Raw genomic sequence first — 13,819 nt, forward strand, 5'->3', positions numbered from 1 at the left:
GCCGCAGTGCCCGGACCCGCCGGGCCGGTCGTCGGAAGGCAGCGGAAATGGGACAGGCGTGGGGCTTCGGCAGGTACGGCGGGCCCGAGGTGCAGGAGCTGATCGAGCGTCCCGATCCCGTCCCCGGGCGCGGTGAAGTGCTGATCCGGGTCGCCGTCGCCGGGGTGAACCCGCTCGACCACCTCCTGCGCGCGGGCCTGGTCCCCGGACTCGACGGCGGGCGCCCGTTCCCCCTCGTGCTGGGGATGGAGGCCGCGGGAACCGTGCTCGCGCTGGGGGAGGGGGTCGACGGGTTCGCGGTGGGCGACGCGGTCTTCGGCTTCGCGCTCACCGGCGGCGGCACCTACGCCGAGACGACGGTGCTGTCCGCGCCGAACACCGCCCGCATCCCGGCGGGCCTGTCCGCGACCGTGGCGGCGACGCTGCCGGTGGCCGGGACGACCGCCGTGGACGCGCTCGACCAGCTCGGCCTCCCACCCGGCGCGACGATCCTGGTCAACGGCGTCGGCGGCGGCGTCGGCCTCGCGGTCGCGCAGCTGGCCGCGGCGCGCGGGCTGCGCGTGATCGGCACCGGCAGCGCGGCCAAGCGCGAGCAGGCCGAGGCGACCGGGGCGCAGTTCGTCGACTACACCGCGCAGGACGTCGTCGCCGCGGCCGGCGAGCTGGTGCCGAGCGGCTTCGACGGGATCGTGGACGTGGTCGGCGGCGCGTCGCTGCGCGCGGTCGCGCCGCTGGCCCGGGACCCGCACACCGTCATCGCGGTGGGCGACCAGTCCGTGTCTGAGCTCGGCGGCCGGTTCGTCGAGCGCCGCCTCGACCGCGAGAACCTCGAGCGCACGGCCCGCCTGGCGCTCGACGGCGTCCTGGCGCCGGTGATCAGCGCGATCCACCCGCTGTCGGACGCCCCGGCCGCGCTCGCCGCCGTCGAGAACGGGCACGCCTCGGGGAAGGTCGTCGTCAAGGTGACGTGACCGGCGTTTGTGGACAGTGCGCCGAATCGGTGCCGCCGACCGGGCTCGGCGCCGGAATCCGGCGCACCGGCCCGGCAGCTGATCGAGTCCGTCCGCTACGCGAAGACGCCGTAACCCGGGACGGCGTGGGCCCGGACGCCGTCCATGTCCGGCTCCACGCCGATGCCGGGCGCGTCGGGAACCGTGATGTACCCGTCCTTCACGATCGAGCCGCTCCCGTCGGGGGCGTGGACGTAGCTGTCCCACACCGGGCGTTCCTCGAGCGCGTGCCATTCCTGCACGAGGAAGTTGGGGATCGCCGCGCACTGGTGCGACGTGGCCATCGTGCCCAGCGGCGTCGACACCAGGTGCGGGGCGAACGGGATGTAGTGCAGCTCGGCGAGGTTGGCGATCTTCTTCGCCTCGGCGAGGCCGCCGCACTTCGGCACGTCCGGCTCGATGACGTCCACCGCGCCGCGTTCGAGCAGCTCGCGGAACCCCCAGCGCAGGTACAGGTTTTCTCCCGCGCAGATCGGGGTCCGGGTCTGCTCGCGCACCCGCACCAGCGCGTCGACGTTCTCCGCCGGCAGCGGCTCCTCGAGCCACATCAGGTGGAACGGTTCGAGCGCCCCCGCGATCCGGCACGCGCTCGGGACGTCGTAGCGGGCGTGCAGGTCGATGGCCAGGTCGACGTCCGGGCCGATCGCGTCCCGGACGGCGGCCACCCGCTCGACCATCGAGCGCAGCTCGGCGGCGTTGACCGTGTGGTTGAAGGCGTCGAACTTGGCCGGGTGGCGCAGGTTGTCGATGTCGAACTTGAGGGCCGTGAAACCTTCGGCGACCATCCGCTGGGCCCGGTCGACGCACCCGGCGGCCGAGCCCGCCGGGTCGTCGCCGTCGCCGCAGTCGGCGTAGAGCCGGATGCGGTCGCGGAACTTCCCGCCCAGCAGGCGGTACACGGGCTGGCCCGCGGCCTTGCCCGCGAGGTCCCACAGCGCGAGCTCGATGCCGGACAGGGCGATCACGAACACCCCGCTCTGGGCACCCGCGAAGACCTTGCTGCGGCGCAGTTTCTCCCAGCACCGCTCGACGTTGCGCGGGTCCTCGCCGATCAGCAACGGCGTCAGGGACTCGATCATGCCGACGACGGCACCCGCGCCGGCGTCGGGATTGGCCTCGCCGAACCCGCTGAGGCCCTCGTCGGTGTCGATCCGCACCAGCGTGGCCTGACCGTGGTAGGCCACCACCGCCGTCGTGACGTTCACGATCCGCATTGCTCTCCTGCCACCGGGTAACGGGTGGGAATGGGACTGTCGCGAGGTCCAACTTGTCCGATAAGCTGATGACATGCAAAGGAGACAAGAGTCTCTGGACGCTGTCAAGGTCCGGACCCTTCCGGTGCAGGTGGCGGCCCACCTGACCCGGCGCATCGTCGGCGGCGAGTTCGACGACGGGCGGGCCCCTTCGGAACTCGACATCACCCAGGAGTTCGGGGTGTCCCGCGTGGTGGCGCGGGAAACCCTCAAGATCCTTGCGTCGCTGGACATCGTCGACGTCGCGCAGGGCCGCCGCGTCGTCGTGCGCCCCCGCGCGGAGTGGGACTACCTGAGCCCGCTGCTGATCGAGTGGCTGCCCGCGGAGATCGTCGACGAGCTGCTGCAGGAGCTGTACCAGATGCGCGCGCTGCTCGAGCCCGAACTGGCCGCGATGGCCGCTACCGGGATCAGCGGCGAGACGCTGGCCCGGCTCGGCGACGAGATCGACCGCATGGCGGCGCTCGAGGGCGACCCCGAGGCCTACCTCGAGGTCGACCACGAGTTCCACATGGAGATCTGCCGGGCGGCCGACAACCGCATCCTCGACCGGATCATGTACTCCGCCCGCTGGCTCGGCACGGCCAGCCGGCGCGTCACCAACGAGGCGCCGGCGGGGCTGCACCGCGCCACCGCCGAGCACACGGAGATCTACGAGGCGCTCGTGGCGCGCGACCCCGAAGCGGCCCGCGCGGCGATGCGCGAACACCTGAGCAACAACCATTCCACACTGCTCTCGGAAAAGGCACACCGAAGCAAGCGGGCCGCCAAGCGGCGTTGAACACCCTGCACGACCGAAATCCGGAACCGATGACGAGGACGGACGAGGCATGGCAGCACCGGGGATCCCGCCGATCCGGCTGGGGCTGATCGGCACCGGGCTCGCGGTGGAAAAGCTGCACTGGCCGGCCTTGCGCACGCTCGCCGAGCGGTACGCCGTCACCGCGTTCACCGACTCCGCCGCCGGGCAGCGCGCGCGGTTCGCCGGCTACAGCGGGGTCGATCCGGCCCTGGCCACCGAAGACCGGGCCGCGTTGCTGGCCCGCGACGACGTCGACGCCGTGCTGGTTTCGGTGCCGATCCCGCACCTGTACGAGGTGGCGCGCGACGCGCTCACGGCGGGCAAGGACGTGTTCTGCGAGAAGCCGGCCGGGGCCGACGCGGAGCAGGCCGCGGCCTTCCTCGCCCTGGCGGCCGCGCACCCGGACCGCACCTTCATGGTCGGCGAGAACTACTTCTACCGCGACGACCTGCGTTACGCCCGTGCGTTGCTCGACAGCGGCGCGATCGGCCGGCCGCACCTGATGGCGTGGCGGCACGCCGCGTGGTCGGTGCCCCGGGCGGGCGCGTTCACCGGCACGCCGTGGCGGCACCGGCCGCAGTACCGCGGCGGCGTGCACCTCGACTTCGGCGTGCACCACATCGCCCAGATCCGGTTGCTCTGCGGCGACATCGCGCGGGTGCACGGTGCCGTGCAGACGGCCAACAGCACGATCGACGCACCGTCGGACCTGACGCTCAACCTCGTCTTCACCGGAGGCGCCATCGGCAGCTACACCGCGTCCTTCCCGGAGATCCCGGTGCCGCCCGAACCCAACGACATGCGGCTCTACGGCACCGAGGGCGTGCTCGTGCTCGGCGGCTCCGAGCCGGAACGCCGCGTGACGCGCAGCAGTGCCGACGCCACCACCGAAACGATGGTCTTCCGCGGCAGCGACAACGGCTACCGCGCGGAACTCGCCGACTTCGCCGATGCCGTGCAGTTCGGCGTGCGACCGGTCGGCAGCGTGGCCCAGAGCGTGGCCAACGCGATGGTCGTCCAGCGGGCGCTCGACTCCGCGGAACGGGCGGCAGTGCTGGCGCTCGACCCCGTGCCCGGCGCGGGCCCGGTGCCGCTGTGGCGGCCCCGCGGCTCGGCCGGGCTGTTCGACGGGCTGCCCGGCCAGCGCACCAGCAGTTCGGCGTCCTTCGCCGCGTGACCCCGCAGCGTGGCGCTCGCCTCGCTGTCCCGCCGGTCGCACCGTTGCCCCGTCGGTATGAGGAGTTGTCATGGAAGAGAAAACGGGCCTGTCGAGGCGTACGTTCCTCGGGGTGAGCGCGCTGGGCGCACTCGGTCTCGCCGGGTGCGGTGGCAAAGCCGCCGAAGCGCCGAAGGTCGACGTGCAGGTGCCGCAGGCGCTGCTCGACCAGGCGGCCAAGCTCCGCGGCGGGTCGGTGGGGATGCTTTCGCAGAAGCTGTATTCGGAGGCGGCCAACAAGGCACTGGACAAATCCCTGCAGGCGTTCGCGCAGGCCACCGGCACCACGATCCGCAACGACCTGGTCTCCGGCGACGCCGGCGACATGGTCGCGAAGATGGACGCCGACGTGAAGGCGGGCACCAACCGCGACCTGGCGTTCATGAGCGACCGGCGGTTCGTCGGCCAGCTCCACAACCTGGGCGCCCTCACCGACGTGACCGACGTCGTCGCCGAGATGAAAGCGCTTTACGGGGAGCCCGCGACGGAGGCCGACAACTACTGCGTGTTCGGCGGCCGCTGGTTCGCGATCCCGTACCACTTCATCGCGACCGGGATGTACCTGCGCAAGGACTGGTACACGGAGAAGGGGCTCCCGCTCAAGCCGTACTATTCGTGGGAAGAACTGCGCGACAACGCGTTGGCGGTTTCGGACCCTGGCAAGCGGCGCTTCGGCTGGGGGCTCACGGTGAACCGCTCCGGCGACGCCAACGGCTTCATCCAGAACGTCATCAACACCTACGGCGGGGCGCTCGCGGACAACACCGGCACGAAGGTGACGTTCAACTCGCCGGAGACTGTCGCGGCCGTCACGTTCATCGGCGACATCTACACGAACCCGAAGTACCAGCCGATGCTGCCGCCCGGGGTCGGCAGCTGGACCGACTCGAGCAACAACGAGAACTGGCTGGCCCAGATCCTGGGGCTGACGCTCAACCAGTTCAGCGTCTACGCCGACTCGAAGACCAAGAAGAACCCGGTCTACGCCAACACCCACGTGTTCAACGGCGCCACCGGACCGGCGCTCGACCGGCCCCTCGCGTTCGGCGAGTCCAACTCGTTCGTCGTGTTCAAGGGGGCGAAGAACCCCGACCTCGCCAAGCTGGTCGCGAAGTTCATGGCCGGCGGGAGCGCGCTGCTCGGCGTCGCGAAGGAAGCGCCGTGCCTGGTCAACCCGTCGTGGGACAAGGTGTGGGACTCCGACCCCTACTACACCGGCGGTGACCCGGCCTTCCCCGCGCTGCGGGAGCAGACCCGCGCGCCGCTGCCGGTGAAGACCAAGACCGGCTACGCGTTCCCGCAGGCGCCGAGCCCCGGCGAGCAGGCCGCCGTCGCCGCGTACGTGCTCACCGACATGATGCAGTCGGTCATCCAGGGCACCCGGCCGGCCGACGCCGTCGCCGCGACCCACGGCCGGATCGTGCAGATCTTCGAGCAGCAGGGCTACCGGCAATGACGATCCTGCGCCCGCGCCCGGCGCCCGTCCGCCCGGCGCCGGGCTCGTCGTCCTCGCTCACGCGGGCGCAGCGGGTGCTCGGCCGCGACTGGCGTCTCGCCGCGGTGTTCGTCGGACCGACGCTGGTGCTTGTCGCCGGCCTGATCCTGGTCCCGATCGCCGGCTCGGTGGTCACCAGCGCCACGGAACGCCACGGCGCGGAGACGGTCTTCGTCGGGCTGGACAACTACACGGCCCTCATCGGCGACGGCCTGTTCCACAAGGGCGTGCTCAATTCGTTCGTCTTCACCGCTTACGCCGAGATCTTCAAGGTGGCCCTGGGGCTCATCGCGGCCTTGATGCTGCACCACATGCGCCGCGGCCGGGCGCTGCTCGCCGGGGTGATCCTGCTGCCGTGGGTGATCCCCACGGTGGTCACGGCCTTCACCTGGCGGTCGCTGCTCGACCCGATCTTCGGCAGCGTCAACGTCCTGCTCACCGACTCCGGGATCGGCCCCGCTCTCGCCGGGATCGGGCTCGTCGACAAGTGGCCCGCGGAGTGGCTGTCCGATCCCGCGCTCGCGATGCCGTCGGTGATCCTGGTGAACGTCTGGAAGGGCATCCCGTTCTTCACGGTGACGTTCCTCGCCGGGCTCAAGGCCATCGACGGCAACCTCCACGAGGCGGCGATGGTCGACGGCGCCTCGCCGTGGCAGCGCTTCGTGCACATCACGCTGCCGGGGTTGCGGCCCGTGATGATCGTGACGGTGCTGCTGTCGTCGATCTGGACGTTCAACAACTTCGACCTGATCTGGCTGATGACCCAGGGCGGGCCGGGTGACGCGACGGCGCCGTACGTGATGGTGGCCTACTCGAAGGCGATCCAGCAGCTGCAGCTGGGCGCGGGCGCCGCGGTCACGCTGGTGATGCTGCCGGTCATCGCCGTCCTCGTGGTGATCCTCGTGCGGCTGATGCGCCGCAGCGACCTGCCGGGCGCGGCCGACCTGGGGCGCAGACGGCTGTCTCGCGCCCAGCGCCGGGCGCTGCCGTGGGCGACAGTCGCCGCCTCCGTGCTCGTCCTGGCGTGGGCGTCGCCGCACATCGTCTGGAAGGCCGCGCTCGTGCTGGGCGTGTTCGTGGTGCTCGCGGCCGCCGTCGGCCGGGTCGTCTCGGTGCTCGCCATCCGGGGCAACCGGCTCGCCGCGCGCCTGGTGGGCGGTACCGGCAGCGGGATCGCGCTCCTGGGGCTGCTGGGTTTCGTGCTCGCCCCGCTCTACTGGATGACGGTCACGGCCTTCAAGTCCGACGACCAGATCGTCGCGCGCACCGACGACCTCTGGCCGACGCCGTGGACCACCGAGCAGTTCACCAACCTGTTCAGCGGGCGGCCGTTCGGCACCTGGTACGTCAACACGATCCTGGTGTCGGTGGCGTCCACGGTGATCGCCCTGGTCTGCGCGGCGCTGGCGGGTTATGCGCTGGCGCGGTTGAAGTTCCGGGGTTCGGAGAGCTTCACGGTGACGATCCTGCTCACCTACGTGATGCCGGGCGCGCTGCTGTTCATCCCGCTGTACCAGCTGATGAGCGGGATCGGGCTGAACGACTCGTTGTGGTCGCTCGTGCTCGCCTACCCGACGTTCACCCTGCCGTTCGCGACGTGGCTGCTGGTCGGCTACTTCAAGTCGATCCCGGCGGACCTCGAGGAGGCGGCGCTGGTGGACGGCTGCACGCGGTTCGGGGCGTTCCGCCGGATCGTGCTGCCGCTGGCGAAGCCGGGTCTGCTCGCGGTCGCGCTGTTCACCCTCACCAACGCGTGGAACGAGTTCCTGTTCGCCTTCGTGTTCATCACCAACGACGACTACAAGACGCTGCCCGTCGGCATGCAGTCGATGATCTTCGGCGACGTCGTCCCGCAGGGGCAGCTGGCCGCGGCGTCGCTGCTGGTCAGCATCCCGGTCGTGCTCATGTACGGCTTCGGGCAGCGGTTCCTGACCGAGGGCCTCACCGCGGGGGCGGTGAAGGGATGATCACCGAGGAGCACGTCGCGACGGCGTCCCGGCCGACCGGTCTGCGGATCACCGACCTGCGGGTGGCGAACCTGACCGGGGTGCCGTTTCGCTCGTCGATCATCCGGATCGACACGAACCAGGGCTTGTCCGGCTACGGCGAAGTGCGAGACCAGGCCAGCGCCACCTACGCGCTCCTGCTCAAGAGCCGGATCGTCGGCGAGAATCCTTGCAACGTCGACAAGATCTTCCGCAAGATCAGGCAGTTCGGGTTCCACGGCCGTCAAGGGGGCGGGGTCTCCGGCGTCGAGATGGCGCTGATGGACCTCGCGGGCAAGGCGTACGGAGTACCCGCGTACGCGCTGATCGGCGGCCGGTTCCGGGACGAGGTCCGCTGCTACGCGGACACGCCGTCGCTGCCGGACCCGCACGCGATGGGCGCCCGGCTGCTGGAGCGCAGGCGGCGCGGGTTCACGATGCTGAAGATGGACGTCGGCGTCGACCTGCTCTGGGACGTCCCGGGAGCGCTGATCGCGCCGCCGGGGGCCCGTTCGGACCGGACCACGATGCACCCGTTCACCGGCATCCAGGTCACCACCGCGGGCGTCGACGCCCTGGTGTCCTATGTGGACATCGTGCGGTCGGTGGTCGGGTACGACGTCGCGCTCGCCGCCGACCACTTCGGGCACATCGCGCTCGACTCGGGCATCCGGATCGGCCGCGCGCTGGAGCCGTTCACCCTGGCGTGGATCGAAGACCTGATCCCGTGGCAGCTGACCGATCAGTGGCGGCAGCTGACCGAGGCGGTCGCCGTCCCGACGTGCACGGGGGAGGACATCTACCTGCTGGAAGGCTTCCGCCCGCTGCTGGACGCCGGCGCCATCCGCGTCGCCCACCCCGACCCGGCGACGGCGGGCGGGATCGCGGAGACCAAGCGGATCGGCGACTACGCGCAGGAACGCGGGATCGCGATGGCGCTGCACCTGGCGGCGTCGCCGATCGCGACGATGGCCTGCGTGCACCTGGCCGCGGCCACGGAGAACTTCCTCGCCCTCGAACACCACGCGGCCGACGTCGGGTTCTGGAGCGACCTCGTCACGGCCCCGCTGATCGTGAACGGCCACATCACCGTGCCGGACACACCGGGACTGGGCTTCGGCGACCTCAACGAGGAACTGCTGCGCCGCCACCTCGACCCGCGCGAACCGGTGTTCTTCGCCGAGACCACGCACTGGGACGCCGAGTCGAGCCACGACCGGCTGTGGAGCTAGGCGCGGCCCTGCTCGGCGCGCCACCGCTCGTACTCGGGACGGGCCTCGTCCGACAGCGGGTAGTACCGCCGCAGGTCGCCGCCTTCGGACAGCCGGATGCGGGAGAACTCCTCCCATTCCGCGTGTTCCCGGGCGTGGGCCACCAGCGCGGGCGCGAGCTTGACCGGCACCACGACCGCCCCGTCGTCGTCGGCGACGACGATGTCGCCCGGCTCGACGAGGGTGCCGCCGCACGCCACCGGTACGTTGACGGCGGCCGGCACGATGCCGGTCTGCGCGTGGAAGTTCGGTGTCGCGCCCCGGATCCACAGTCCGAGGCCCAGCTGCTTGGCCTCGCCGACATCGCGCAGGCACCCGTCGATCACCACCCCGGCGCCGCCGCGGCCCTTGAAGTAGGTCAGCATCATTTCGCCGAACACGCCGCTGCTCATGTCGCCGCGCGCGTCGACGACGATCATGTCGCCCGGCTGCGCGTGGTACATGACGTGCCGGTGCAGCTGCTTCTCAGGTTCCTCGTATTCCTCGACGGGGTAACGGTCTTCCCGCTTCGGCAGGAACTGCAGCGTCAGCGCCGGCCCGGCCACGCGCACGCCCGGCGTCACCGACACCGGGCCGGCGATGAACGCGCTGCGGATGCCCAGGCGGCTGAGCTCGCCGCTGGCCGTCGCACTGCCGATTTTCGCGAGTGCCGCACTGAGTTCCGCGGGCGGGCGAACGATGTCGTGCGTCTCGACCACGTCGATGGCCCCCTCGGGTCCGCGCTGACCGTGCCCCTTCGAGCCTAGCCGCGCGAAGCCCGGATCACGAGCCGTCTTTCACGGTTCGATCACCAGCTCGGCGATGCGGCCACCGTCCAGGGTGAACCGGAAGCGCAAGTCGACGACGCCGCCGGGGAAGTCGCCCTCGAGGTGGTTGACCGCCACGTAGTGGTGGTCGTCGATGCGCTGGGCCGCGACGAGCGTCGCGGTGTAGGTGTACTCGCTCGCGGTCTTGGCGAGCCAGTCGCGGATCTCGGGCTTTCCGCGGTAGGTCCGGCCTTCGTCGGTGACGACGGCTTCTTCGGTGTAGCAAGCCAGCGCCGGTTCCAGGTCACGGGCCTGGTGGGCGGTGAGGTAGGTGGTGATCAGGGCGGGCAGCTCGATGGTTTCGCTCATGGTGACCACGGTGGGGTCTCTCCCGGGGAGAGGGTCAAGCCCCCGCCGCGGCGGACGGAGATCGGCCGGCCGGTGTTCCGGCTCACGCCGTGACTCGGGTTTACGCGGACCTCGGTGGCGGGTACCGGAAGGCAGCCGAGCGGGATGGGGTGCCTGACGATGTCGAACGAACTGCCGGACGTGCTCGCCGGGCGGTACGAGGTCGGATCACTGATCGGTCAGGGCGCCACGGCCAGGGTCTACCGGGCCGTCGACCGGGAGCTGGGGCGCGAGGTCGCGGTCAAGGTCTACGACCGCCACGCGGTGGCCGTGGAGCAGCTGCGCCGGGCGCGGGAGAAGACCTTGCTGGCCAGCGTCCACCACCCGCGGGTCGTCGCGTTGTTCGACAGCGGTACCGAGGGGGACCTGCTGTACCTGGTGATGCAGCTGGTCGACGGGGAGAACATCGCCGAGCGCCTGCTCGCCGGGCCGTTCACCGCGGACGAGGTCACCGAGCTGGCGATCCGGCTGGCGGACGCACTGGCCCACGTGCACGCCCGCGGGATCGTGCACCGCGACCTGAAGCCCGCGAACGTCCTGATCGGCCCCGAAGGCCCGCTGATCACCGACTTCGGCATCGCGCACGCGCTGGACTCCACGCGCATCACCGGCACCGGCCTGGTCACCGGCACGGCCGCCTACCTCGCGCCGGAACAGATCCTGGGGGAGCCCGCCGGGCCGCCGGCCGACATCTACGCCCTCGGCCTGATCCTCCTGGAGTGCCTGACCGCGCAGTGCGAGTTCCCCGGCACGCTGGCGGAGTCGGCGATGGCCCGGCTGCACCGCGCCCCGCGCGTGCCCGACGGGACCCCCGAGCCACTCGCCGGCACGCTGCGCCGGATGACCGCCCGTGACCCCGCCGACCGCCCGGGTGCCGAGCAGCTGCCGCAGTTGCTGAGCGCGCACGCCGGCACCGTTCCACTCGTCGCTTCCGCGCGGCGACCGAGTGCTACGGCTCCTGCGCGGCGACCGAGTGCTGCGGCTCCTGCGCGGCGACCGCGGGCGACGGCCGCCGTGGCCGGTGGTCTGCTGGCCGTGACCGCGGCGGCCGTGCTCACGGTGGCACTCACCCGGCCGGCCGAGCCCGCGACCACCCCGGCCCCGCTGCCCGCGGCCGCACCGCCCACCAGTTCCGTCGCGGTCCCGGCCCAGGTCTCGTTGTCCCCGGCGTCGGCCGTGGTGGTGGCCTCCTCGCAAGCCGCGAAGCCGGTGGCAGCGGGCGTGGTCGCCGCCGCGCCCCCGAAGGCCGGTCCGGCGAAACGGGACGGCGGTCCGCACGGGGACGCCAAGAAGGGCCCGGGAAAGAAGCCCGGCAAACCGTGACGTAGGCCGTCGGATTCACCGGCTCCGGGGGACGGTTCGACGGGCGCGAACCACCGCGAGCCCGCCGAGCACCAGGGCGACCAGCCCAAGCACGACAGCCGCCCCGCCACCGACCACGCCGTTGCCCGTGCCGGGACCGCCGTCGGCGACGGCGAGGTTCACCGTTCCGCCCACCACGGCGATCAGGCCCGCCGCCAGGGCCACGACGGCTCCTCTCGCATTGCCGGCGCCGCGGTCGGCGCGGACCCGAGCCCGGCCGCCGGCGAGCGCGCCGAGCAGGCCCAGCAGCGCGGCCGCCGTGGCCCAGAAGCGCGCGGCGGTCAGGGTGTAGGCGCCCACCTCGGCTGCCTGGACCAGGGCGGAGAGCAGGGGACGAGCGGACATGAGGTGCTCCTTCACGCGGAAGACCGGACGTCGTCGAGCTTGTCCTCCGGGACCTCGCGCGTCGTCGTGCGCATGCGGGCAGTTCCTACCGCGGGCGCGGTAGTCCGGGAATGCTCCTCGTGCCGGACTCGCGCGCGGCGATGTCCGGTTAGGGTGCCGGGATGAGCCGCGGACGGGTCGTGGACGGGGTGATCGCCGCCGGGGTGGCGGCGGCGCTGCTGATCGCCGGGCGGTCCGCGCACCACCCGGCCACGGCGCTCGACCCGCTGGGGTACGCGCTGCTGGCGGCCGGCGGCTTGGCGCTGGCCGCGCGCCGCCGCGCTCCGGTCGCGGTGCTGGCGGTGACGGCGGCGTGCGCGCTGGGGTACCAGGCCGCCGGCTTCGAAGTCCCCGTCGTCGCCTACCTGTTCGCCGTGTACGCCGCGGTCCGGGCCGGGCACCGCGTCGCCGCGGTCGTGGCTTCGGTGCTCATGCTGGGAGCGGTTCCGCTCGCGCTCCTGGCCTCGGGCCTGCACGACACCGCCGAGGCGTTCACGCAGTCCCGCGACGTCCTCCAGCTGGCCTGGCTGATCGCCGCCGGGGCGGCGGGGGAAGCGTTGCGGCAGGCCGAACGCCGGGCGGACGAGGCCGAGCGCACCCGCGAGGAGACCGCACGCCGGCGCGCCGACGAGGAGCGGCTGCACATCGCGCGGGAGCTGCACGATTCCCTCACCCACCAGATCTCGGTCATCAAAGTGCAGGCCGAGGTCGCCGTCCACCTGGCCCGCAAACGGGACGAGGACGTGCCGGAGGCCCTGCTGGCGATCCGCGACGCCGGTCGCGAGGCGGCCCGGGAGCTGCGCGCGACGCTCGAAGCCCTGCGTGACGACGACAAGAACCCGCCGCGCGGAGTCGACGACGTCCCGGACCTCGTGCGCCGGGCCCGGGCCGCCGGCCTCGACGCGCAGCTGACCATCGAGGGCGACCGCGACGACGTGCCGGCCGCGGTGGACCGGACGGCCTACCGGATCGTCCAGGAGTCCCTGACCAACGTCACCCGGCACGCCGCCGCGGCCACCGCGTCGGTCCGGATCGTCTACCGCCCGGGCACACTGGCCATCCGGGTCGACGACGACGGCCAGGCCACGGTGGACACCGCGCCGGAACCGGGCGTCGGCCTGCTCGGGATGCGCGAGCGCGTGTCGGCCCTGGGTGGCCGGCTCCGGGCGGCGCCGCGCCGCGAAGGCGGGTTCAGCGTCCAGGCCGAGCTGCCCGTGGAGCACCCGGCGTGATCCGGGTCCTGCTGGCCGACGACCAGCCGCTCATCCGCAGCGGGTTCCGCGCGCTCCTGGACATCGAGGACGACATCGAAGTGGTCGCCGAGGCCGCGGACGGGCGCGAAGCGGTGGCCCTGGCGGTGGAGCACCTGCCCGACATCGCGATCCTCGACGTCCGCATGCCGGGCGTCGACGGCATCGAGGCGACCCGGCGCATCGCCGCGGACCCGGCGCTCGCGGGCGTGCACGTCGTCATCCTGACCAACTACGGGCTGGACGAGTACGTCTTCGACGCGTTGCGGGCCGGTGCCGCCGGGTTCCTCGTCAAGGACATCCGGCCGGAGGACTTCCTGCACGCCGTGCGGGTGGCGGCGCGGGGTGACGCCCTGCTGGCGCCGTCGATCACCAGGAAGCTGATCGACCGCTACGTCACCCGGCCGCCCGCTCCCGGAGCCGGGCTCGCGGACCTGACCAACCGCGAGCGCGAGGCCGTGGCCCTGGTCGCGCAGGGCCTGTCCAACGACCAGGTCGCCGCCCGGATGGTGATCAGCCCGCTGACCGCCAAGACCCACGTCAACCGGGCGATGGCCAAGCTCCGCGCGCGGGACCGCGCCCAGCTCGTCGTGTTCGCGTACGAATCCGGGCTGGCCGCGCCCCGCGGCTCCTGAGC

Annotated in this window: 13 protein-coding genes; 9 read left to right on the forward strand and 4 right to left on the reverse strand. The window is 72.1% G+C overall.

The features are described 5' to 3' along the window. Positions 1-47 precede the first annotated feature (47 nt). Positions 48-971, forward strand: coding sequence for an NADP-dependent oxidoreductase (locus ACYVLJ_RS19630; RefSeq protein WP_460439701.1), 924 nt, complete (start codon positions 48-50; stop codon positions 969-971). Between the two features lie 95 nt (positions 972-1,066). On the opposite strand, the gene ACYVLJ_RS19635 is transcribed toward ACYVLJ_RS19630, so the two are convergent. After that, the gene (locus ACYVLJ_RS19635) at positions 1,067-2,224 is read right to left on the reverse strand and encodes a mandelate racemase/muconate lactonizing enzyme family protein (protein ID WP_460439702.1); all 1,158 of its coding nucleotides are present in this window, start codon (positions 2,222-2,224) and stop codon (positions 1,067-1,069) included. Positions 2,225-2,297: 73 nt separating this feature from the next. Between ACYVLJ_RS19635 and ACYVLJ_RS19640 the strand changes: the two genes are divergently transcribed. The 5 genes from ACYVLJ_RS19640 to ACYVLJ_RS19660 all read left to right on the forward strand — a co-directional run bounded on the left by ACYVLJ_RS19640 (position 2,298) and on the right by ACYVLJ_RS19660 (position 8,993). Beyond that, the gene (locus tag ACYVLJ_RS19640; protein ID WP_460439703.1) at positions 2,298-3,044 is read left to right on the forward strand and encodes a FadR/GntR family transcriptional regulator; all 747 of its coding nucleotides are present in this window, start codon (positions 2,298-2,300) and stop codon (positions 3,042-3,044) included. Positions 3,045-3,093: 49 nt separating this feature from the next. Then, positions 3,094-4,242, forward strand: a complete 1,149-nt coding sequence (locus ACYVLJ_RS19645; protein WP_460439704.1) for a Gfo/Idh/MocA family protein — start codon at positions 3,094-3,096, stop codon at positions 4,240-4,242. 70 nt (positions 4,243-4,312) lie between these two features. After that, complete coding sequence (locus ACYVLJ_RS19650) at positions 4,313-5,737, forward strand: type 2 periplasmic-binding domain-containing protein (protein WP_460439705.1); 1,425 nt, start codon at positions 4,313-4,315, stop codon at positions 5,735-5,737. Continuing rightward, positions 5,734-7,743 (forward strand): ABC transporter permease, encoded by a 2,010-nt coding sequence (locus tag ACYVLJ_RS19655; RefSeq protein ID WP_460439706.1) that lies wholly within the window; start codon positions 5,734-5,736, stop codon positions 7,741-7,743. The genes ACYVLJ_RS19650 and ACYVLJ_RS19655 overlap by 4 nt, the downstream gene beginning before the upstream one ends. Further along, complete coding sequence (locus ACYVLJ_RS19660) at positions 7,740-8,993, forward strand: mandelate racemase/muconate lactonizing enzyme family protein (RefSeq protein ID WP_460439707.1); 1,254 nt, start codon at positions 7,740-7,742, stop codon at positions 8,991-8,993. The genes ACYVLJ_RS19655 and ACYVLJ_RS19660 overlap by 4 nt, the downstream gene beginning before the upstream one ends. On the opposite strand, the gene ACYVLJ_RS19665 is transcribed toward ACYVLJ_RS19660, so the two are convergent. Together ACYVLJ_RS19665 and ACYVLJ_RS19670 are read right to left on the reverse strand one after the other, a co-directional pair. Next, a complete protein-coding gene (locus ACYVLJ_RS19665; protein WP_460439708.1) occupies positions 8,990-9,730 on the reverse strand; it encodes a ribonuclease activity regulator RraA in 741 nt (246 codons plus the stop codon). The two genes, ACYVLJ_RS19660 and ACYVLJ_RS19665, sit on opposite strands and share 4 nt — an antisense overlap. A gap of 78 nt (positions 9,731-9,808) precedes the next feature. After that, positions 9,809-10,147, reverse strand: coding sequence for a nuclear transport factor 2 family protein (locus ACYVLJ_RS19670; RefSeq protein ID WP_460439709.1), 339 nt, complete (start codon positions 10,145-10,147; stop codon positions 9,809-9,811). 159 nt (positions 10,148-10,306) lie between these two features. Here ACYVLJ_RS19670 and ACYVLJ_RS19675 point away from each other — a divergent pair, with 159 nt between their 5' ends. Beyond that, positions 10,307-11,509 carry a serine/threonine-protein kinase gene (locus ACYVLJ_RS19675; RefSeq protein WP_460439710.1) on the forward strand — a complete coding sequence of 401 codons (1,203 nt, stop codon included), beginning with the start codon at positions 10,307-10,309 and terminating at the stop codon, positions 11,507-11,509. A 15-nt stretch (positions 11,510-11,524) separates the two neighbouring features. On the opposite strand, the gene ACYVLJ_RS19680 is transcribed toward ACYVLJ_RS19675, so the two are convergent. Beyond that, positions 11,525-11,893, reverse strand: a complete 369-nt coding sequence (locus ACYVLJ_RS19680) for a DUF6223 family protein (protein ID WP_460439711.1) — start codon at positions 11,891-11,893, stop codon at positions 11,525-11,527. Between the two features lie 161 nt (positions 11,894-12,054). On the opposite strand from ACYVLJ_RS19680, the gene ACYVLJ_RS19685 reads away from it, so the two are divergent. After that, positions 12,055-13,164, forward strand: a complete 1,110-nt coding sequence (locus ACYVLJ_RS19685; protein WP_460439712.1) for a sensor histidine kinase — start codon at positions 12,055-12,057, stop codon at positions 13,162-13,164. Further along, the gene (locus ACYVLJ_RS19690) at positions 13,161-13,817 is read left to right on the forward strand and encodes a transcriptional regulator (protein WP_460439713.1); all 657 of its coding nucleotides are present in this window, start codon (positions 13,161-13,163) and stop codon (positions 13,815-13,817) included. The genes ACYVLJ_RS19685 and ACYVLJ_RS19690 overlap by 4 nt, the downstream gene beginning before the upstream one ends. The last annotated feature ends 2 nt before the right edge of the window (positions 13,818-13,819 follow it).

Source organism: Amycolatopsis stemonae, assembly GCF_054781455.1.

Excerpts from the sequence above, each read along its gene's own strand:
- ACYVLJ_RS19635 (WP_460439702.1), bottom strand. The coding sequence starts at position 2,224 with ATGCGGATCGTGAACGTCACGACGGCGGTGGTGGCCTACCACGGTCAG.
- ACYVLJ_RS19645 (WP_460439704.1), top strand. The coding sequence starts at position 3,094 with ATGGCAGCACCGGGGATCCCGCCGATCCGGCTGGGGCTGATCGGCACC.
- ACYVLJ_RS19685 (WP_460439712.1), top strand. The coding sequence starts at position 12,055 with ATGAGCCGCGGACGGGTCGTGGACGGGGTGATCGCCGCCGGGGTGGCG.
- ACYVLJ_RS19630 (WP_460439701.1), top strand. The coding sequence starts at position 48 with ATGGGACAGGCGTGGGGCTTCGGCAGGTACGGCGGGCCCGAGGTGCAG.
- ACYVLJ_RS19660 (WP_460439707.1), top strand. The coding sequence starts at position 7,740 with ATGATCACCGAGGAGCACGTCGCGACGGCGTCCCGGCCGACCGGTCTG.
- ACYVLJ_RS19670 (WP_460439709.1), bottom strand. The coding sequence starts at position 10,147 with ATGAGCGAAACCATCGAGCTGCCCGCCCTGATCACCACCTACCTCACC.
- ACYVLJ_RS19650 (WP_460439705.1), top strand. The coding sequence starts at position 4,313 with ATGGAAGAGAAAACGGGCCTGTCGAGGCGTACGTTCCTCGGGGTGAGC.
- ACYVLJ_RS19675 (WP_460439710.1), top strand. The coding sequence starts at position 10,307 with ATGTCGAACGAACTGCCGGACGTGCTCGCCGGGCGGTACGAGGTCGGA.
- ACYVLJ_RS19640 (WP_460439703.1), top strand. The coding sequence starts at position 2,298 with ATGCAAAGGAGACAAGAGTCTCTGGACGCTGTCAAGGTCCGGACCCTT.
- ACYVLJ_RS19680 (WP_460439711.1), bottom strand. The coding sequence starts at position 11,893 with ATGTCCGCTCGTCCCCTGCTCTCCGCCCTGGTCCAGGCAGCCGAGGTG.
- ACYVLJ_RS19655 (WP_460439706.1), top strand. The coding sequence starts at position 5,734 with ATGACGATCCTGCGCCCGCGCCCGGCGCCCGTCCGCCCGGCGCCGGGC.